We start from the raw sequence: 20484 nt of genomic DNA, 5'->3' as shown, positions 1-20484 counted from the left end.
ATGGAGGCCAATGTGGCATGTATCATAAAACAAAACCTTACCGCATCTTCACCGTGTTCAACTATATCCTGATGATCGCAGTCTCAGTCATGTGTGTTGTCCCACTGATTCACGTCCTTGCTGTATCGTTCAGCGGGAAATCGGCAGCCAATGCCAATCTGGTGGGTCTGTGGCCGGTAGATTTCACAGTGGACGCCTATACCAAGACCGTAGCCAATGAGAATTTCATCCGGTCCATCTGGGTGACCCTGCAGCGCACGGTGCTGGGAACGCTGTTCAGCATGGGGATAGTCATTCTGGCCGCCTATGCGCTGTCCAAAGAGAACGCCCGGTTCAGACGCCGGAACATGTATATCTGGCTGCTGGTCTTCACCATGCTGTTCAGCGGCGGTCTGGTGCCGATGTACATTCTGATTCAGAAGCTGCACCTCATGAACTCCATATGGGTACTGATTCTGCCGGGGGCCGTCTCGGTATGGAATGTCATTCTGCTGCTTAACTTCTTCCGGGCCGTGCCCAAAGAAATGGAAGAAGCCGCCTTCATCGACGGCGCAGGTCATTTCAGAACACTGTTCAGCGTGTATCTCCCGGTATCCATGCCGGCCATTGCTACGCTGTCGCTGTTCACGATTGTCGGTCACTGGAACTCCTGGTTCGACGGCCTGCTGTATATGACGGATCACCGCAACTATCCGCTGGCGACCTTCCTGCAGTCGGTCATTGTCCAGCAGGACTTCAGTAAGGTGACCGTACGGCCGGAGGATCTGGAGAATATCTCGCAAAGAACGGTCAAAGCCGCTCAAATCTTCATCGGAATGGCACCGATCCTCATCGTGTATCCATTCCTGCAGCGTTTCTTCGTGAAGGGAATTGTCCTCGGGGCGGTTAAGGAATAGCCGTCCTTCCTATTAAAGGGGGTGATGCACGCGCTGGAAGTGAAAAAAGATTGACTCATATAATTAATATGATTAAATTTTAATTAAAGGGGTGCAAGATTAAATGATAAAGAAAATGAAATTCTCTGCTGCGGCAGTGTTATCCACGGTCATGCTGGGCAGCTTGCTGGCTGGATGCGGCGGCAATGCTGACAACAAGAAGGCAGAAGGGGACAACAAGCCGGCGGCAAGCGAAGATGCTATGTATTCGGCTCCCTTTGAGAATGGTAAATATACAGAGCCGGTAACCATCTCAACCGTATTTCCCATCGCCAGCAGCCTGAAATTCAAGAACGGCGAGAACATCGAGAATAACGTGCACACCAAATGGGCCAAGGATACACTGGGCATTGACATCAAGTATCTCTGGACCGTAAGTGACCAGAACAACGCCTATGAAACCAAGCTGCGCCTGATGCTTACTTCTGGTGAGAAAATGCCGGATATCATCTCTTTCCGCGGCAGCCCTTCCCTGATCTCCGATCTGATTGACAGCGGCCAGTTCACCGATGCGGGCGAATTGTTCGACAAATATGCTTCCGATATCTACAAAAAAGCGATGGCCGAAGAGCCAACCGTATGGAATCCCTACATGAGAGACGGCAAACGTATGGGTATCCCGATTCTGGAAAACGCTTATAATAATGATCCGGTCATGTATATTCGTGAGGATTGGCTGAAGAAGCTGAACCTTAAGGCTCCGACGAATCTGGCTGAGCTGGAAACCGTGCTGGATGCGTTCACGAATCAGGACCCTGACGGCAACGGCAAGAAGGATACAACGGGACTGGCTGTAGGCTTCAAAAACAACCTGAACACATGGATGTCGGAAGCCGGATGGGTCTTCGGAATGTTCGGCGCTATGCCGAACCAGTGGAACAAGACAGCGGACAACCAGCTCGCTTACGGTTCTGTTCAGCCGGAGATGAAGGAAGGCCTGGCAACGATGCAGAAATGGATGAAGGCAGGCTACATCTCCTCCGAATCCGGTCTGTATGATGAGAACAAAGCAACAGAAGCTTTTACAGCAGGCAAATCCGGTATCATTGTCGGCCCTTACTGGATGACAGGCTGGCCGCTGCCGGATCTGCAGAAGAACGTTCCAGGTGCAGTGCATAAGGCTTATCCGCTTCCGGCAGGCCCGGACGGCAAGGTAGGCAGACACGGCACGAAGATCGCCTCCGGTGCTGTATTGATCAACAAGGATATGGAGCATAAAGACGCATTCTTCGTCTACCAGAACTATCTGTTTGATAACTGGGCCAACCCGGACAGCACAACCTTCGTGAACGGCTTCGCCAAAGGCTATGACTATGATATCGCTGAAGACGGAACCGTCCTGAAAGAGCAGGATACGGATAAGATTCCAGGCGGCTGGGTGGATGCGATCCGCTATACCCTAACTTACGATGGCGCTATTATTCCTAACCTGATGATGAACACGCTTGCTAAGCTCGCTGGCGGCGCAGAGCCTGCTAACCAGTATGAGAAGAATCTGTCCGAGCGTATTCCTGAGCAGATCTTAGCAGCCAAGATCATCATCGACCAGAAGGACAGTGTAATGCCTGAGATGTTCACAGGTACACCTACTGAAACTCAGCTCGCCCGCGGAGATATGCTGGAGAAGCTGGAGAAGGAAATTCTGAACAAAATTATTTATGACAAAGCATCGGTAGACGAATTCGATACCTTTGTAGAGAAATGGAAAACTACAGGCGGCGACAAAGTGACCACAGAGGTCAATGAATGGTATCAATCTCTGCAGAAATAAAGATATAAAGAATAAGGGCGGCCCCTAGGCCGTCCTTTCATTTGGAGGAGGGCAATGTGAAATATCGTCTGTCGATCTTTCAGTGGCTGTCGTTTGTCCTGATGCTGATGCTGCTGATCATTGTAGGTGCGTTTTGGCTCATCTACCGGCTGAACGTGAAGGACATTCAGAATGAGCTGAGAAAAAATAAAATGTACGAGGTTGAATTCATGACCTCCCAGCTATCCACGCAATTTGAACAGGTGCTGACAAATACCATTACTTTGTCACAGGACCAGTCTGTGCGTGGATATCCTTATATTCTGAAGTTCGGGGATCAATATTCCAAATATGAGATGAAGCTGACCATCATCGATAAGCTGGCTCTGAACACGGCCTCTACCTCCTGGAAGAATACAGTTATTCTGTACTATGAGGATGAGAAAGAGACGGTATCCTCGGATTCCTCCTTCTCCTTTAGCACTTTCAGTCCCCCGGAGCAGGTGCGGAACCGCTGGGTGCTGCACATGGATAAGGAAGGCAAGGGATATTACTCCAACATCATGCGCAGTCATATTAGCTCGCTGTTAATTGAGGTCAGGATTTCTCTGGATAATCTGGTGAAAATGATGGATCAGTATGTCTCCGGTATGCCGCTGCTGTACGATGCCTCTGAGCGGGCCTTTATTCAGCCGCGGGCAGCATTTCCGCAGGAGCTGTTACAGTCGATCAGTCCTGGGATTAACGGGGACAGGGGAACCATCTCCGCTACAGAGAACCGTACAGAATACCAGATTAACTATAAGAAGTCGGACATGCTGGATTTGTATTTCATAGACGCCTATCCCAAGCGACAGTATATCGAACCGATTAACCGCAATAACCGGCTGTTCCTCTATGCGGTACTGGTGGTGCTGGTTGGTATTATGTTCTACACACTGCTGCTCCGCAAGCAGGTCCAGAAACCTGTGATCATGCTGCGCAAGGCGATTGACCGGTTTGACCGGGGCGACTTTTCCAGCCGTGCCGTTGATCTGCAGGTCAATGAGTTCAAGGTGCTCGGCAATTCCTTTAACCGGATGGCGGAGAATACACAGACGTTGATTGAGCAAGTCCTGCTGGGCGAGATTGAAGTCAAGGAAGCGAAGCTGAAGCAGTATCAGGCGCAGATTAATCCGCATTTTCTCTATAACTGCCTGAATTTCATTCAGAGCAAAGCAAGCATCGAGGATTATCATGCGGTCACCGCGATGACGCTGCATCTGGCCTCCTACTGCCGGTACATTCACAAGATTGAACAGCTGGATTCGACGCTTCAGGATGAATTGGATTTCGTCGAGCATTATTTGCATATGATCCATTTGCGCAAAAAAGAAATCACTTTCGAGTTCGGTGTCACGGCAGAGGCGGGCAGATACCGGTTGCCAAGGATGATTCTGCAGCCGCTCGTGGAGAACTGCATTAAGCATGGCATTGAACCGAGCCTGAGGCCCGGCATCATCTCGGTTGCCGCCGAAGAAGATGCTTCGTATCTGCTGATTACCGTGAAGGATAACGGAATCGGCATGACGGAGGAACGGCTCGGCGCGGTCTGCCGCCATATCGAGGACAATATCATCAGTAATGAACAGCTCGGAACCGGACTAAGGAATGTGAATCAGCGGCTGCGCTTGTATTTTGGCAAGGACTCGGGGTTATCCGTAGACTCCGTGCTGTCCGAAGGCACCTGTTACCGGATTCGTATTGAAAAGGAGGGAGAAGCTCATTCTGCAAATTCTGCTGGTAGATGATGAACAATATGTCGTAGATGATCTGGAGCTTGCTTTTCCATGGCAGGACTTCGGGATTGAAAAAGTATACAAAGCCTACTCCGGCGCCCAGGCCATGCAGATGATCGGACAATACCCGGTGGATATAGTCATTACGGATATTGCCATGCCCGGGATGAGCGGGCTGGAGCTGGTGAAGCAGGTGCGGAAGACCCACCGGAGAATCAAGTGTATTCTGCTAACCGGCTATGCTGAGTTCGAATATGCCCGGGAAGCCCTTCAGTATGGGGTGGTAGAGTATCTTGTTAAGCCGCTGGATCACCAGAAGCTGCGTGCTGCTCTGGAGGGCACGATTAAGACCATCAAGAAGGAGCTCGACCGGACGGCATCCTATGAGCAGGCGATGCTGGCCTTCCGGGAGCATCTTCCGGCGCTGAAGGATAAGCTGCTGGCCGAGCTGGTTCAGGGCAAATCCTATCCGCAGGAACGGCTGAAGGACAAGCTTCGCGGATATCAGATTGATTTTCAGCTAAATGACCGGGTCTTCCTGATTCTGATCCGCCTGGAGGAGCATTTCACGAACTTCGGGCTGGATAGCCAATTGCTCTTTGAATACGCGGTGACGAACATTGCCTGCGAGCTGCTGGGCTCCGGCTTCGAGATGTGGCATGGCCGGGATGCGCATGAGAACCTGGTGTTTATTGTGAAGAGCAATGAAGCGGGGGCGGTTGACCCGGGCAAGATTCTGAAGCAGCTAACCCATAATACCCATCAGCTGCACAGCAGTGTGAATGAATATCTGAATGGCGGAATCTCGGTCATTCTGTCCTACCCGGGCGAATTCCCGCTGGATATCCGCGCCATGTATGAGGATTCCCAGTCGGCGTTAAGACAGCAAGTAGGCAATGACAAGGGCTATTTCATCTCCTTGACGGACAAGCAGAAGAGCTCACCGGTCCAGCCGCTCAAGGACTTATATGCTTCCCCGACACTGATGCATCTGCTGGAGACCGGCCAGTGGCAGGGGTATAAGGAACGGCTGCAGCAGATGAAGGAGTTCAGCAACAGCCTCCCGGCCTATAACGAAGAATATATTGAGGAGATCCGCACCATGATTCTCGGCTCCTTTCACTATATTGCCCATAAGAATCATAGTCTGCTGTCCGATCTGGTCGGGCGGGAGTTGCTGGATAAGACTCTATTCCGTTCCTTGTCCCAGCTGATCAGCTGGGGAGAAGCGCTGGTGGATACCTTGCACGGCAAGCTCGAACGGGATACACAGAATAACCGGATGGGCATCGTCAATGAGATGCAGAGCTGTATCGCGGCTAATCTGGCAGAGGCCAGCCAGCAATTCGTTGCGGATGCAGTCTCGCTTCATCCGGCATATGTCTCCAGACTGTTCAAGCAAGTCAGCGGGATCAGCATCAGCGAGTACATCCTGAATCTGAAAATGGAGCAGGCCGTAGCAAGCCTCCGTAACTCCGATCTGAAGATCTATGAGATCTCCGAGCAGCTCGGCTACGCCAACAGCCAATATTTTATCAAAGTGTTCAAGGAGCAATTCGGCATGACGCCCCAGGATTACCGGGGGAAATTGTAGGGGGATGCGTGGTCTCGTCCCGTAATATCAGAGGTCTCGGCTCATTTGGGCTGAGCCCTTTTTTTGTCGGATGTATGCGGAAAACCGAATACATTCAGCGGCAGCGGCGCGTGAGCCGAATGTAATCGAAAAACCGATTACAATTGGACTGGACGTGGCGCGTGTGGCGGATTTTATTAGCTAAAATTTAAATATGATAACCGATTGACATAAATATGTTAACCGGTTATCATAAAGTTGCATCCGAAATGTATGCGCATTCAAAACAATCATAAGTACGGGGGGAATTCATTTGAAATTGAGAAAAGCTGCAAGCTTCGCTATCGCTCTGACGGTGGTCACCGGATTACTCGCAGGCTGCTCCAAGGGGAATTCGGCAAACGGTGCTGTTAAGGAAGAAAAGGGAGAGACGCCAGCAGCAGAGCAAGCCGCCAAGGATGTTAAGCTCACCTTCTTCAATACCTCTGCAGAAGTCAATACCGTATTCGAGGAGCTGTTCAAGAAGTACCATGAGCAGAATCCGCAGGTGACGATTGAACTGATTCCTACACCGATCGGCGGCGCGCAGCTTGAGAAGTTCCAATCCCTGCTGGCCTCCGGCAATCCGGCGACAATCGTGAATCTGGATGCAGGCACCATACTTCAATATAAGGATGATTTTCTGGATTTAGAGCCGGAGAAGGCGAAGTATGAAGCCCTCACTAATCCGGGAGCCATCGATGGCGCATTGCTGGACGGACAATTCCTGGGTATTCCCTGGACTGCCCAAGGCTATGGCCTGCTGTACAACAAGCGTGCGGTAGAAGAGGGTATCGGCGGTGCCTTTGATCCCGCATCGGTGAAGACCCGTGATGATCTGGAAGCGGTCTTCAAGAAGATTGAAGCCTCCGGCAAAGCACCGGTCATGCTTCACGGGGCAGACTGGTCGCTTGGCGCCCACTATCTGGGATTGACCTATTCCCTGCAGTCGCAGAAGGTGGAGGACAACCGGAAGTTCGTGGAGGAGCTGAAGAACGGGCAGGTTAAGCTGACGGAGAATCCGGAGTTCACCGGACTGATGGATACCTTCGATCTGCTGAAAAAATACAACGCACGTAAGAGCGACCCGCTCGTTGCCGATTATAACCGCGACAGCGCAGATTTCGCCAAGGGAGCTGCCGCCTTCTACTTCATGGGGGACTGGAGCTGGGCGGTCATCGGAACGCTGGAAGGCCGCGATGCCGACTTCGGTATCCTGCCGCTGCCGGTGAGCAATAATCCGGAGGATTTCGGTAACACGCAAGTCGCTTACAGCGAGCCTAAGCTGTTCGCCATCGATGATTCGAAGTCTACGCCGGAGCAGCAGGAAGCCGCCAAAGCGTTCATCGAATGGATGGTCAGCAGCGAGGACGGGCAGAAGGCCATTATTACCGACATGGGGCTGTCCATGCCATACAAGGATCTTAAGGCGAAGAGCACGAACGTCATGTCCAACGCCGTTAGCGAATACGTGAAGCAAGGGAAGATTATCAACATCGGGGTCATCAATTACCTGCCGCAGGATTACTGGGCCAAGACCGGAGCTGCGATGCAGAAGTATCTGGTAGGCAATATCGACCGCCAGGGGCTTGCGCAGGAGGTTCAGGATTACTGGAAATCGTACGCAGGGAAATAGAGAATTTCTTCGTTTGTGCTAAAAGAACAGGCTGAACTGGGATATTCTCCAGTTCAGCCTGTTAAGAGGAAAGGGGGCAGCACTATGAACAAAAAGCTATCACTGAAGAATGCGGGGACGTTTCTGGTCTTCGGAGGTCCCTCAATCTTCGCTTTTGCCGCCGTAGTGATCATACCGTTCATCGTCGGCTTATATTTGACCTTCACGAATTGGGATGTCCGTACAGGCGACAGCAGCCTGATCGGCTTCACGAATTATCTGGAGGTGTTCAGGGATAAGGTGTTCCTTCAGCAGCTGTGGTTCACCCTGAAGTATGTCTTCTTCACCGTGGTGATTGCCAATGTCTTCGCTTTCTTCATCGCACTCGCCCTGACGAGAGGCGGGAGAGGCGAGCAATGGCTGCGCACAGGTTTCTTCACACCCAATCTGGTCGGCGGGATCGTACTCGGCTACCTGTGGCAGACGCTTTTCTCACAAGTGCTGCCTTACCTTGGCGCTAAATACGGCTGGGAGCTGTTTCAGACCTCATGGCTGACGAATACGGGGACGGCATTCTGGGCGCTGATCATTGCAACCGCCTGGCAGCTGGTCGGGTATCTGATGATCATCTATATCGCGGGCTTCACTGGCGTTCCGAATGATGTGCTGGAGGCAGCAAGCATCGACGGGGCAGGGCGGACTTCGGTGATCCGCAGAATTATTCTGCCGCTGACGGTTCCTGCAATCGTCATCTGTATTTTCATCTCCCTGTCCCGGTCCTTCTTAACGTATGACATTAACCTGGCCTTAACCAAGGGAGGACCGTTCAATTCAACGGAGCTGGCCACCTACCATATCGTGCAAAAAGCCTTCCTCTCCAATCAATACGGTGTCGGCCAGGCAGAGGCAGTTGTTCTGTTCGCTGTCGTAGCGATTATCGCGTTGACGCAATCCTATCTGCTGAAGAAGCTGGAGGTGGAATCTTAATGAATGCTAACCGGCGTATCCTCTCGGGCGTGCGGACAGGATTCCTGTACCTGCTGCTGTTTGCCTTTTTAACACCGTTCCTGCTGATTATTATGAACTCCTTCAAGACCACCCAGCAATTCTTCGAGAGCCCGCTGTCCCTGCCGGCAACGATTAATTTCAAGAACTACGCCAGCGCTTTTGACAATATGGACTTCATGCAGGGGTTCATGAACTCGCTGATCATTACGGGGATTTCCGTCACAATCATTATTATTTTCTCGGCGATGACCGGGTACTTGTTCGTCCGCTACAAATGGAAGGTGAATTCCATCTTCTTTTTCCTCATGCTGGCCTCCATGGCTCTGCCCTTCCAGGTGCTGATGATTCCAATGGTGATGCTGTACGGGAATATGGGCCTGCTGAATACCAAGCTGACGCTGCTGTTCATGTATCTCGGCTTCGGGGTGCCGTTTGGCGTCTTCACGTTCCACGGCTTTATCAAAGGGATTCCATACGAGCTGGAAGAATCGGCGTTTATCGAAGGGAGCACCACGCTGCGGACGTTTTTCAGTATAGTGCTGCCCTTGCTGAAGCCGGTGTTCGTCACCCTGCTGGTGCTCGATGTGCTCTGGATTTGGAATGACTATCTTCTGCCCAGTCTGGTGCTGCTGTCGCCGGATCAGAAGACACTGCCGCTGTCCACGTATACCTTCTTCTCCTCCTATTCTGTGGACTATGCGCCGCTGATGGCCGGGCTGATTATGACGATTATTCCCGTGCTGATCATCTACCTGTTCCTGCAAAAACAGATCATCAAGGGGATCACGGAAGGGGCGCTGAAATAAGGGGGAGTTGACGATATAGCTGAAATCTAACCCGAATTCCTCTATAATTGGAACTAAAAAGCAAGGTGGTTCCTATGGCGAATCTGAAGGATGTTGCGAAGCAGGCAGGACTTTCTGTGAATACAGTGTCCAGAGTCCTTAACAATAGAGGGTATATCAGTGACAAGACGAAGGAGAAGGTCTACCGGGTGATGAAGGAAATGAATTATCAGCCGAATGAAATGGCCAGGGCCTTGTTCCGCAAAAAATCCAATATGATCGGGCTGATCATCCCGGCGATTTCCCATCCTTTTTTTGCCGAGCTGACTGCCTATCTCGAATATTATGCAGACCTTAAGGGCTACAAGCTGCTGCTCTGCAATTCCAACCGCAACGTCTCCAAGGAAGTAGATTATATCGAGATGCTCAAAAAAAACCAGGTCGATGCCATCATCATGGGCAGTGCCGTGCTGGATGTGCAGCATTACCTTCACCTGGGCCTGCCGATCGTCTCCTTCGACCGTGTAATCTCTGAGGACATCCCCGTGGTCACCTCGGATAATCTGGAGGGCGGCCGGCTGGCTGCCCGGTTATTAACCGGCAAGGGTTGCCGGCACACGGTCTATATCCAGCGGGGCATCGACGGTCCCCAGCATCACTTCATGCTGGCCGGTCTGAGAAGGCAGGGGTACGAAGAGGAGATGAAGCTCGCCGGGCTTACGCCGCTGTATTTGCAGCTGGAGGTTGAGGAGGGGAGCTATACTGGAGGGGACACCGCCATTGCCGCCTTCCTTCAGGAGCATCCTGAGATTGACGGCGTATTTGCCAGCAGTGATGTGATTGCCGCCGAGGTGATTCATGCCTGTAACCTGCTGGACAAGGAGATTCCTTCAGCGATGCGCATTGTGGGCTATGATGATGTGCAGCTCGCCTCCATGATCTCACCGCGTCTAAGCACGGTCGGGCAGCCGATTCAGGAGATGAGCGAAGCTATTATGGAGCTGGCCGTCCAGCAGATCGAGGGACAGGCGGTGACGATGGTGAATACATTCCCGGTAACGGCTGTGGAGCGCGGCACGACCTGATACCCCGGGCGGGCAGCTTCCCTGCCAGCGTCTGCCCTATTAGAGCGTCAGATTTAAATTTATGGATTGGACCAGTAAGAGGAAACCACCTGAACTATTGGGTTCGGTTTTTCGCATAATCAGAGATAAGTGTATTCGGTGCAACTAAAACAGTGAAAAGGAAGGCATTCCTCCACTAACTGTATTCCATACAACTAAATTTGCTGGAATGGGTGAAAATCCAGGTATAGAGGTATTTTAATTGCACGAAATACAGCTAAATGGAGATATGGCAGCACACCAGACGATTTAGTTGTACGGATTGCAATTAAGCCATTCTTACAGTTTTAAAGCTGCTGCTGTCCTATTATATTAACCGGTTAACACAGAGCCATGCCCTGTTCCGCTGAACAGAGGAAGGTGGCTGACCCGGGTCAGGAGGTACGGATGGCTGTAACCATCAAAGATGTTGCCGAGAAGGTCGGCGTCTCCGTCACTACCGTCTCCCGTGTGCTTAATAACCGGGGATACCTCAGTGAGAGTCTGAAGCAAAAGGTGAACGATGCCATGGAGGAGCTGAATTACCATCCGAGTGAGGTGGCACGCTCCTTGCTGCGCAAGAAATCCAATATTATCGGCCTGATTCTGCCGGATATCTCCCATCCGTTCTTCGGAGAGGTAACCAAGCATATTGAGGCCTATGCCTATGAACAAGGCTATAAGCTTATGCTGTGCAATTCCCTGCATCACAAGAAAAAAGAGAAAGAGTACATCGATCTGCTGCGGGCCAGCCGGGTTGACGGCATTATCATGGGCAGCCATACGATGAGCGTGAACGATTACAAGTCGATCAACCTGCCGCTGGTGTCGCTGGACCGGCAGATCTCTAAGTCGATCCCGTTCATTGCCTCGGATAACTATCAGGGGGGAGTGCTGGCCACCCGGCTGCTGCTGCGCAAAAAATGCCGCAGCATCGCCTATCTTAGCGGGAATCTGCGCCTTAATCTGCTGGCCAAGCAAAGGCATGACGCCTTCCTGGAGCAGGTCAAAGGGCAAGATGTTGCGTACACTGTAAGGCAAACCGATCTGAACGGATTCAAGTATAAAGATTACGAGAAGCTGGTCAGCAGTCTTTTTGAGGAGCGTCCTGAGCTGGACGGCGTATTCGCGAGCAGTGATATGCTGGCATTGCAGGTGCTGAAGCAATGCAGAAGACTGGGCAGAGCTGTGCCGGGTCAAGTCAAGGTCGTAGGCTATGACGGAATTGCCGCCCTGGATGCGGAGGATCTGACTACCATCGTACAGCCGATTAAGAAAATGGGCGAGCTGGCCGTTCAATATCTGCTTCAGCAGATTGCCGGCGAGCCGGTCCCGCTGGAGACCATTCTTCCCGTCCGGTTATCGGAGAAGGGGACCACTTGAAGCACACAGGATTTATTCACATTCGAACGATATGGAGGGAAAATAGATGAATTTCATTCACCGCGTGGCTCCGGAATTAAGAGAGGGGATGGCCGGATTGCCGCCGCTGCATCTGCCGGGGGATCTTGCCGCAGCCCGGAATATGGTCCCGTTGCCTATTGAACCGTCGGGCCGCGTCCGCATTACGGAGCGGGTCCTGATTGCCGGTTCCGGGCCAGTGCGGATCAGAATCTATGAACCGGCGAAGCGGAGTAAGCATAAGCTGCCTGCCCTGCTCTGGACCCATGGGGGCGGCTATATTCTGGGCCAGCCGAGCGGCGATGATGCGTTATGTGAGAGCTTCGTCCTCGCGGCTAACTGTGTTGTCGTGTCGCCCGATTACCGCCTTGCCCCGGAGCATCCGTACCCGGCAGCGGTGGAAGACAGCTTCGCGGCATTGGTGTGGCTTGCAGATCCGGGGAATGATCTCCAGATTGACGGGGCCCGGATTGCTGTAGGCGGCGCGAGTGCGGGCGGCGGTCTGGCGGCTGCCTTGGCCCTGATGGCTAGAGATAAGGGAGGTCCTGCCCTCTGTTTCCAGCTTCCGCTGTATCCGATGCTGGACGACCGCAACATTACACCTTCCAGTTATGAGGTAACTCACCCTGCGGTGTGGAACCGGGCCAACAATCTGGTGGCATGGGAGATGTACCTGGGCGGTCCTGCCGGGGGCGCAGACACCTCCCCGTATGCGGCACCCGGCCGTGCGGATCAACTGGCGGGGCTTCCGCCCGCCTATACCTGCGTCGGACAGCTTGACCCGTTCCGGGATGAGACAATTGACTATGTGGCGCGGCTGGCACAAGCCGGTGTAGAAGTGGAATTTCATCTCTACCCGGGTGGCTATCATGGCTTCGAGCATGTCGTTCCTGCAGCCGAAGTCGCCCGCAGAGCCAGAGAAGGCTATATCCATGCGTTAGCAAGAGCCTTGAACTCTTAAATTGTAAAAAGAGGACGGGTTTTTGAAAGTATTGCGTACACAGAAACCATAGAATGAATAGGACGCAAGGATATTGGAGTGCCAAGGGGGAGTGCGGGTGTTTAGACTCGGAGAGACAATACGGTTTGAAAATAAGACGAACGATGTGCTAACAGTGGGCGAGCTGCTCGTGGATATGATCTCCAATGAGTATGGCGAGGACACGGTATGTGATGGATATACGCGGTATTTTGGCGGATCGCCTTCGAATATTGCCATTAATGCAGGGAAGCTGGGCATCCGGTCGCATGTGGCTTCGGCGGTGGGCAGGGATAGCCTCGGCAACTACTTGATGAACCGGCTGCAGAGCGCCGGAATGGCGACAAGCGGCATCCAGCAAGTCGATGATTCTACCAGTATGGTGGTGATTACGAAGAGTCAGGCTACGCCGGTTCCGATCTTTTACCGTGCGGCAGATTACCAGCTGGAATACAATGAGGCGCTGAAGCAAGCCTTGATTCATTCCAGCATTGTCCACTTCTCGTGCTGGCCGATCTCCAGGAACCCATCCCGTAGGGCGGTAGAGCGGGTGATCGAGACAGCAAGGAAGCATAAGGTGCTGATCGGCTTCGACCCCAACTATCATCCCTCGATTTGGCAGAAGGGGGAGGACGGGGTAGCCTATGTCAAAAGCATCATCCCGAAGGTCGATATCATCAAGCCTTCCGAGGATGACGCGGAGCGTCTGTTCGGACCCGGCACGCCGGAGGAGCAGATTGCCAGATTCCTTGCGCTTGGCGCGAAGCTGGTCATTCTGACGCTGGGCAAGGACGGGGCACTCGTCTCCACCGGCAGCGAAACGGTGTCGTTTGCCACCAAGGCTACGCAGATTGAAGATACGACGGGAGCAGGCGACGCCTTCTGGTCCGGATTCTATACAGCTATTATCAAAGGGTATACGCTCACAGAGGCGCTGGAGCTTGGATTTGCCGTCAGCGCGTACAAACTGAAATTCACCGGTGCGGTAGTCGATCTGCCTGCGCTTGAGGTCATTAAGCAACAATTCAATCTGTAGGAGGCTCTGAGATGACACTGAAGAATCAAGTACAGTTAATTACCTATCCCGATTCACTGGGCGGAGACCTGAAGCAGCTGCATCAGGTGCTGCGCGGTCCCTTCGCCGGGCTGTTTGCCGGGGGGATTCACATCCTTCCGCCCTTCCCCTCTTCAGGGGACCGCGGCTTTGCGCCGCTGACTTATCTGGAGATCGAGCCGGAATTCGGCACTTGGGAGGACATCCGCAGCCTCGGGAAAGAATTCGATGTGCTGGTGGATCTGATGGTCAATCATATCTCCAGGCAATCGCCGTATTTCCAGGACTTCCTGGAGCATGGCCGGGCTTCTGAATATGCGGATCTGTTCATTACCCTGGACAAAATCTGGGAGAATGGCGAGCCTGTGCGTGCGGATATCGGGAAGATGTTTCTGCGGCGGCCGCTGCCGTATTCTACCTTCAGAACCTCTGGAGGGGAGGAAGAGAAGGTATGGACCACTTTTGGCAAAACTGATCCTTCCGAGCAGATTGATCTGGATATCCATTCTCCGCTCACCCGCGACCTGCTGCGGCAGTTCTTCCTGAACTTCAAAGAGCAGAATGTCAAGATCGTCAGGCTGGATGCGGTCGGGTACGTGATCAAGAAGCTGGGCACCAGTTGTTTCTATGTGGAGCCGGAGATTTATGAATTCCTGGATTGGATCAAGGAGATGGCCGATTCGCTGGACATAGAGCTGCTGCCGGAGGTGCATGCACATCACAGTATCCAGACTAAGCTATCAGAATACGGCTGCTGGATATATGATTTCATTCTGCCTTACCGCGTGCTTGAGGCGCTTACCGGCAGATCCAATACGGCGCTGTACGACTATCTGCGGACCCGCCCGCATCAGCAGTTCACGATGCTGGACTGTCATGACGGTGTTCCGGTGAAGCCGGATCTGGATGATCTGATCGATACGAAGGAAGCGCGGGAGCTGGTGGATCTCTGCGTGGAGCGCGGGGCGAATCTGAGTCTGATTCTGTCCGAGGAGCATAAAGCGCCGGATGGCTTCGATGTCCATCAGATCCGCTGCACCTATTACAGTGCACTGAATGAAGATGACGATGCGTACCTGGCAGCCAGAGCGATTCAATTCTTCGCACCGGGTATTCCGCAGGTCTATTATGTAGGCTTGCTGGCTGGACGCAATGATCTGGAGCAGGTCGCCCTGACGGGGGAAGGCCGGGAGATTAACCGCCATAACTACACGCTGGAGGAGATTGAAGCGGAGAGTGAGCGGGAGGTCGTGCAGCGGCTGATGAAGCTGATCCGTTTCCGCAATGAATATAGCGCCTTCAATGGAACCTTCCGGGTACTTGAGGCAGAGGCGGATGAAATCAGGCTGATGTGGGAACATGGAACAGCATATTGCCGGCTGCATATTAACCTGCAGAATTATAAGTCTGTTATCGAATATATAGATCAGCAGGGACAAGAAGCGGTATACTGGGTCTGATTCTAATTCGTTAAGGGGGAATGATGATGGCTACAATGCAAATCAGCCTGTTCTCGGCAAGTCTGAAGCGGGAGGTCACGATCCAGGCCATATTGCCGGTGGATCTGCCGGAGGGCTGGGGACTGCCGGCCTGGTCCGGTCAGCCCTTGAGATCGCTCTATCTGCTGCACGGCTTCTCCGGCAGCCAGAACGACTGGCTGAACTTCTCCAGGATCAGGGAGCTGGCAGACAGGCATCAGGTGGCAGTATTCATGCCGGCCGGGGAGAACCGCTTCTATGTCAATGATGAGCTTAGGGAAGAATATTACGGTGAGTATATCGGCAGGGAGCTGGTAGACTTCACCCGCAAGCTGTTCCCGCTATCAGCAGCCAGAGAGGATACCTGGATCGGCGGCTTGTCGATGGGCGGGTACGGTGCGATCCGCAACGGCCTGAAATACGCGGAGCGCTTCGGCCGGATCATCGCCTTATCCTCGGCCTTAATTCCGTATAGAGTAGCCAATATTGCCCCAGACTATAAAGACGGAATCGCCAGTTATTCCTACTATGCCAGCGTCTTCGGCGATCTGAGTAAGCTGCTCGGCAGCGACAAGGACCCCGAGCAGCTGGTGCGTGATGTGAAGGCGCAGGGACTTGCCCTGCCGGAGCTGTACATGGCTTGCGGAACCGAGGATATGCTGCTGGATGTGAACCGCCGGTTCCATCAGTTCCTGGACAGCGAGCAGGCTGCCCATTACTATGAAGAGGGCCCGGGCGACCATAACTGGGTGTACTGGGATAAGCATATCGAAGCTGCGCTGGACTGGGCGGTTAATTGATTTTCTAAGAAGCGCTTAAGAAAATAACGAAAAGCAAAAAGAAGCGGAGGGGAATTTTGGAACTGTAGGAGCGTTAGCGTCCGCCTGAAAGCTTTCCGTAGGAAAGCTCGCTTCGGAAGCATCAGCTGTCACCGGATTTCTACCGCGATTAGCGGTTAAAATCAAGAAATCTGGGGACAACAGCGGCCGGAAGTCCAAATATTCACCGTAGTGACGACAGAGCTTTAAGTTCATTTTTTCAGCTTATATAACCGCAAATTGCATACTTATACGCCCCTGGGTCTGGCCTAAGAAGGTAACGGCTCAGGGGCGTGCTGAATTCCGGGGAAAGGAAGAGGCGGGGATGATCCGAACCAACAGTATCGTGTTCAAATTTTCGTTGCAGATGACAGTGATTCTTGCGATCCTGCTGTCCATCCTTGTTCTGAGTAATATCTACTCCCTGGAGGTTGTGCGGAGCAATGCTCTGACTAGCTCGCGTAATACACTGGCCCTCTATCAGGCCAATATTCATAATAATTTCAACAATTTCTCCAAGGACCTCATAGAGGTATTCGACCATAACGTGGATGCCGCCGTGAATTCGGCGGGGATGGATGAGAACAGCCGGTATTTCAGGGTCCAGCAGCTCAAGAATAGCCTGCAAGCAAAAATAGCAGGCGATAATTCGAGCGACGGCATGTTCATCAGGCTCTCGGATGAGCTGGTGCTGGAGCAGTTCAACCGCCGGATTCAATCGGAGGATAAGCTGGCTCTGGTGGATTTTATTAATATGCATACATTCAGTACGGCTCCGGCAGAACATAGCGGGGAATGGAAGGTCTTCCAGATCCGCGGCGAGTCGTACTTGTTCAAATATATTACTTATTCAGAGGTCAGCTTCGGAACGCTGGTGAAAGCGGACACGCTGCTGGCCATGGTCGACAGGGGAGGCAATGATCAGAACCGGTATGTGCTCAGTGATTCGAAGGGAACTATACTGGCAGCGAGTAATATCTCTCTGCAGGAGGGAGAGACGACGCTTGAGAGCTTAAGCAGGCAATATAAGCGGGATTACCTGATTGTATCTGAACCGATCGGCGAGTTCGGGCAGATGACCCAAATGGTTGCCAAGGGCAGTCTGTTCTCGGGTCTGAAGCTGATTCAGTGGGGGATCGCCCTGCTGGCAGTTCTCTCGGTCATTGTGGTACCGCTGGTGCTGAGATTCCTGACGAGGGATGTACTGAGGCCGATTCTGGAGCTGGTGAAGGCGGCGAAGGCGGTTGAACAGGGGCAGCTGGAATACCAGATTCCGCAGAATACCCCCTACTCTCTGGAATTCCTGAAGCTGTTCCATGCGCTGGAGTCCATGGTCAGTGAGATCAAGGATCTGAAGATTCAGTCCTATGAAGAACAGATCGAGATCAGCCGCGCCGAGATCAAGTATCTGCAGATGCAGATCCGGCCCCATTTTTTCCTGAATGCGATCTCAACGATCACCAGCTTAACCTATCAGAATAAAAACGAGGAGATTCGCCGGCTGATCCACTGCCTCTCCGAGCATCTCCGGTATATGTTCAGAGGGGGGCTGATGGAAGTGACGATGGAGGAGGAGATCCGGCATACTGAGAATTATATCCGGATGCAGGAGATCCGTTATCCTGAACAGATTTTTTTCATGATCGAGATCCAGGAGGAAGCGCGGCAGGTGCCGGTTCCGCAGTTCATGATTCAGACCTTTGTGGAGAATACGTTCAAGCATGCTATGTTCGTTCAGGAGCTGCTGTCTATTTTCATCAGGGTGCGGATGGAGCAGCGGGACGATAGTTCATTTGTCAGCATTGTAATAGAAGATAACGGGGCAGGCTTCGCTTCTGAATGGCTGGATCAGCCGGAGCGCGAAGAGGCAGGGGAGGATGGAGGCAGAGTGGGCATTGCCAATATCCGCAAGACCCTCAGACTGCTCTACAAACGGGAGGATCTGCTTAAGCTGTCCAACAACCAGTCTACAGGTGCCAGGGTTGAGCTGTGGATTCCAGTGAAGCCAACGGAATGGAGCCAGCCCGGCTTAGAGGGAGGATAATATGCGTTGTATGCTGATTGACGATGATATTCCTACAGTTGAAGCGCTGCGCAGCATCGTGAATTGGGAGGAATTCGGAATTACGGAAGTGCTCACCGCCCATAATATACAGGATGCGAAGCAACTATTCGAGAACGGTGAGCCGGATCTGATTATTTGCGATATTGAAATGCCGCGCGGGTCGGGCATTGATATGATCAAGTGGGCCAGAGACCGTCATTATGAAGGCGGATTCATCTTCCTGACCTGTCATGAGAGCTTCACCTTCGCCTCCAAGGCGATCTCGTATGACGCCGACTCGTATCTGGTCAAGCCGCTGGACAAGCAGGAGCTGGAGGCAGCGCTGCGTAAGTCTATGGATACGTTGAAGAACAAAATCATGCTAGGCGAATACAGCAAGCTGGGCCATGCGTGGCTGAAGAACCAGGATCTGATAGAACGCAGCTTCTGGAGTGATGTGCTGACGGCGACGATCTCTCCCCGGCCCCAGCTGATCCAGAGTGAGGTGCAGAAGCGGGAGCTGGCAGTTCAGGTGCATGCGGAGTATAAGCTTCTGCTGGTAAGCGTTCCCCGCTCCCAGATTGAACGGGAATGGGATGAGAGCATCTTTCATTACGCCCTCTCGAATCTGGTCTCTGAAATTCTTAGCAGCCGGGTGGGCAGCGGACGTATAATTGCTTATCAGGTCGATAAAGTATTCTACAATACGATCATTGCCGAGAGTCCGGCAGATATGAAGGAGCTGGAGGCGGGTGCCGGAGAGATCATCCGGCTGTCCAGGCTGTATCTGAAATGTACGGCTACCTGTTACTTCAGTGAGCCTGCGGCGATCTCCCGCCTGGCGCAGCTGAAGACGGAGCTGGAGCAGGCGGACGAGTCGAATATTATTTTCCGGGGCAAGCTGCATTTGCCGAATAAGCCCTTCCATGTGGATCTGACCGAGCGGTTCTCCCTGGATACGGAGCTGTTCACCTTGCTGTTCGTCCAGAAGGAGAAGGCGCAGATTGTGAACCGGCTCAAGAAAGAACTGGAGCTGCTGACGAGTCTGAACAAGCTGGATGCGGCCACGCTCCATTCGATCCGCGAGGACCTGCTTCAGGTGGTCTATTCGCTGCTTGCGCGGCACCACATTCAGGCGCACCGGCTCTTCGAGGGCGAGCTCAGCCAGCAATTGACACAGGATGCAGAGAGCAGTGTGTTCGACTTCATGAAATGGGCGCAAGCGCTGACGGACAAGACGGTGGATTCCATCAAGGAGGTGCTGCAGTCTGAAGGAGTGGTCGAGCGGGCCAAAAGGTTCATTCAAGAGCACTACACCCAGGATCTGAGCCGGGAGGATGTTGCAGCCAGCGTATATCTGACCGCGGATTATTTGGCCAAGGTGTTCAAGAACGGGACCGGCCAGACTGTGAAGGAGTACCTGAACGACTGCCGGATCAGAGCGGCGAAGCAGAGGCTGGTGGAGAGCACAGCGAGCATCGGAGAGATTGCGATGGATACCGGCTTCGATACCCTCTCTTATTTCTCCACGGTATTCAAAAAATGGACAGGCGAAACCCCGGCAGCCTATCGCTCCAAGCATAAATCCGCCCTATAGTTATGACAATGATACCATTAGGAAGCTCCGTATCTCCTACCGGAGGCGGGGCTTCTTGCTGAGCAGGCAGGTATCGTGCCTAAGGTGCGCAGCATCCTGCTGGTTGACTGACTGGAGGTGCTGGAAACTATGTTAAGGGAACTAGGAGAAGGTTGCTCCTGCGCAGAATTTAGTTGGATTTTATACACCTGTTGCCGAACGTATGAACGCTGACGGAGGATTAGTTGGATAAACAACACTTAATTAGACATAATTCCGGCAAAGCAGAGAAAATGCTAATATTAGATGCTATTTTTCCACTTGTTGAGGTAACTTTAGAAGAAATGGAGAAATTAGAATACGTTTTTCCACTTGTTTGTTTGCCAAGGCCGGGCGTTCTGCCGCCGTCCCCCAGAGAACTAATTAGCAATACAGAGCCGAGAATCCTCACCACCCGCCCAGTGCGGTTTTTTATAAAAACAGCCCGTATTATTGAAAGCCCGCCCCCCTCCAGGGCCGGTACAATGAGAGTGTAAATACAGAACAGG

At 52.6% G+C, this 20484-nt stretch carries 16 protein-coding genes; all 16 read left to right on the top strand.

The genetic code is table 11. The annotated features are described in order from the left end of the window. Nucleotides 1-17 precede the first annotated feature (17 nt). The 16 genes from NYE24_RS10775 to NYE24_RS10700 all read left to right on the top strand — a co-directional run bounded on the left by NYE24_RS10775 (nucleotide 18) and on the right by NYE24_RS10700 (nucleotide 20472). On the top strand, nucleotides 18-896 hold the full coding sequence (locus tag NYE24_RS10775) for a carbohydrate ABC transporter permease (protein ID WP_036699399.1): 879 nt from the start codon (nucleotides 18-20) through the stop codon (nucleotides 894-896). 103 nt (nucleotides 897-999) lie between these two features. Continuing rightward, a complete protein-coding gene (locus NYE24_RS10770; protein WP_036699400.1) occupies nucleotides 1000-2706 on the top strand; it encodes an extracellular solute-binding protein in 1707 nt (568 codons plus the stop codon). Nucleotides 2707-2762: 56 nt separating this feature from the next. Then, entirely contained in the window at nucleotides 2763-4475 is a 1713-nt protein-coding gene (locus tag NYE24_RS10765) for a histidine kinase (RefSeq protein WP_342478648.1), read from the top strand. Beyond that, nucleotides 4429-6057, top strand: coding sequence for a response regulator (locus NYE24_RS10760; RefSeq protein WP_051493945.1), 1629 nt, complete (start codon nucleotides 4429-4431; stop codon nucleotides 6055-6057). The genes NYE24_RS10765 and NYE24_RS10760 overlap by 47 nt, the downstream gene beginning before the upstream one ends. 292 nt (nucleotides 6058-6349) lie before the next feature. Further along, entirely contained in the window at nucleotides 6350-7711 is a 1362-nt protein-coding gene (locus tag NYE24_RS10755; protein WP_235218531.1) for an ABC transporter substrate-binding protein, read from the top strand. 84 nt (nucleotides 7712-7795) lie between these two features. Beyond that, nucleotides 7796-8677, top strand: coding sequence for a sugar ABC transporter permease (locus NYE24_RS10750; protein ID WP_036699404.1), 882 nt, complete (start codon nucleotides 7796-7798; stop codon nucleotides 8675-8677). Further along, nucleotides 8677-9504, top strand: a complete 828-nt coding sequence (locus NYE24_RS10745) for a carbohydrate ABC transporter permease (protein WP_036699406.1) — start codon at nucleotides 8677-8679, stop codon at nucleotides 9502-9504. The genes NYE24_RS10750 and NYE24_RS10745 overlap by 1 nt, the downstream gene beginning before the upstream one ends. A gap of 74 nt (nucleotides 9505-9578) precedes the next feature. Further along, complete coding sequence (locus tag NYE24_RS10740) at nucleotides 9579-10568, top strand: LacI family DNA-binding transcriptional regulator (RefSeq protein ID WP_036699409.1); 990 nt, start codon at nucleotides 9579-9581, stop codon at nucleotides 10566-10568. Nucleotides 10569-10994: 426 nt separating this feature from the next. Further along, on the top strand, nucleotides 10995-11969 hold the full coding sequence (locus NYE24_RS10735; protein WP_076154301.1) for a LacI family DNA-binding transcriptional regulator: 975 nt from the start codon (nucleotides 10995-10997) through the stop codon (nucleotides 11967-11969). 46 nt (nucleotides 11970-12015) lie between these two features. Beyond that, nucleotides 12016-12948, top strand: coding sequence for an alpha/beta hydrolase (locus NYE24_RS10730; RefSeq protein ID WP_342478647.1), 933 nt, complete (start codon nucleotides 12016-12018; stop codon nucleotides 12946-12948). A 97-nt stretch (nucleotides 12949-13045) separates the two neighbouring features. Beyond that, nucleotides 13046-14002 carry a sugar kinase gene (locus NYE24_RS10725; protein WP_342478646.1) on the top strand — a complete coding sequence of 319 codons (957 nt, stop codon included), beginning with the start codon at nucleotides 13046-13048 and terminating at the stop codon, nucleotides 14000-14002. Nucleotides 14003-14013: 11 nt separating this feature from the next. Continuing rightward, nucleotides 14014-15480 carry a sucrose phosphorylase gene (gtfA, locus tag NYE24_RS10720; protein WP_342478645.1) on the top strand — a complete coding sequence of 489 codons (1467 nt, stop codon included), beginning with the start codon at nucleotides 14014-14016 and terminating at the stop codon, nucleotides 15478-15480. Between the two features lie 26 nt (nucleotides 15481-15506). Beyond that, the gene (locus NYE24_RS10715; RefSeq protein WP_036699435.1) at nucleotides 15507-16298 is read left to right on the top strand and encodes an alpha/beta hydrolase-fold protein; all 792 of its coding nucleotides are present in this window, start codon (nucleotides 15507-15509) and stop codon (nucleotides 16296-16298) included. Nucleotides 16299-16641: 343 nt separating this feature from the next. Then, complete coding sequence (locus tag NYE24_RS10710; protein ID WP_342478644.1) at nucleotides 16642-18360, top strand: histidine kinase; 1719 nt, start codon at nucleotides 16642-16644, stop codon at nucleotides 18358-18360. 1 nt (nucleotide 18361) lies between these two features. Further along, the gene (locus NYE24_RS10705; protein WP_342478643.1) at nucleotides 18362-19957 is read left to right on the top strand and encodes a helix-turn-helix domain-containing protein; all 1596 of its coding nucleotides are present in this window, start codon (nucleotides 18362-18364) and stop codon (nucleotides 19955-19957) included. Nucleotides 19958-20181: 224 nt separating this feature from the next. Continuing rightward, nucleotides 20182-20472 (top strand): hypothetical protein, encoded by a 291-nt coding sequence (locus NYE24_RS10700; protein WP_143804197.1) that lies wholly within the window; start codon nucleotides 20182-20184, stop codon nucleotides 20470-20472. Nucleotides 20473-20484: the final 12 nt, after the last annotated feature.

The sequence above is a fragment of the Paenibacillus sp. FSL H7-0350 genome, assembly GCF_038593195.1.
In the GTDB taxonomy this organism is placed as follows: Bacteria; Bacillota; Bacilli; order Paenibacillales; family Paenibacillaceae; genus Paenibacillus_AQ.
Note: the sequence above shows the minus strand (reverse complement) of the source record. Positions and strands in the feature narration are given on the sequence as shown.

Excerpts from the sequence above, each read along its gene's own strand:
- NYE24_RS10775 (WP_036699399.1), top strand. The coding sequence starts at position 18 with ATGTATCATAAAACAAAACCTTACCGCATCTTCACCGTGTTCAACTAT.
- NYE24_RS10770 (WP_036699400.1), top strand. The coding sequence starts at position 1,000 with ATGATAAAGAAAATGAAATTCTCTGCTGCGGCAGTGTTATCCACGGTC.
- NYE24_RS10750 (WP_036699404.1), top strand. The coding sequence starts at position 7,796 with ATGAACAAAAAGCTATCACTGAAGAATGCGGGGACGTTTCTGGTCTTC.
- NYE24_RS10745 (WP_036699406.1), top strand. The coding sequence starts at position 8,677 with ATGAATGCTAACCGGCGTATCCTCTCGGGCGTGCGGACAGGATTCCTG.
- NYE24_RS10740 (WP_036699409.1), top strand. The coding sequence starts at position 9,579 with ATGGCGAATCTGAAGGATGTTGCGAAGCAGGCAGGACTTTCTGTGAAT.
- NYE24_RS10735 (WP_076154301.1), top strand. The coding sequence starts at position 10,995 with ATGGCTGTAACCATCAAAGATGTTGCCGAGAAGGTCGGCGTCTCCGTC.
- NYE24_RS10730 (WP_342478647.1), top strand. The coding sequence starts at position 12,016 with ATGAATTTCATTCACCGCGTGGCTCCGGAATTAAGAGAGGGGATGGCC.
- gtfA (WP_342478645.1), top strand. The coding sequence starts at position 14,014 with ATGACACTGAAGAATCAAGTACAGTTAATTACCTATCCCGATTCACTG.
- NYE24_RS10715 (WP_036699435.1), top strand. The coding sequence starts at position 15,507 with ATGGCTACAATGCAAATCAGCCTGTTCTCGGCAAGTCTGAAGCGGGAG.
- NYE24_RS10710 (WP_342478644.1), top strand. The coding sequence starts at position 16,642 with ATGATCCGAACCAACAGTATCGTGTTCAAATTTTCGTTGCAGATGACA.
- NYE24_RS10705 (WP_342478643.1), top strand. The coding sequence starts at position 18,362 with ATGCGTTGTATGCTGATTGACGATGATATTCCTACAGTTGAAGCGCTG.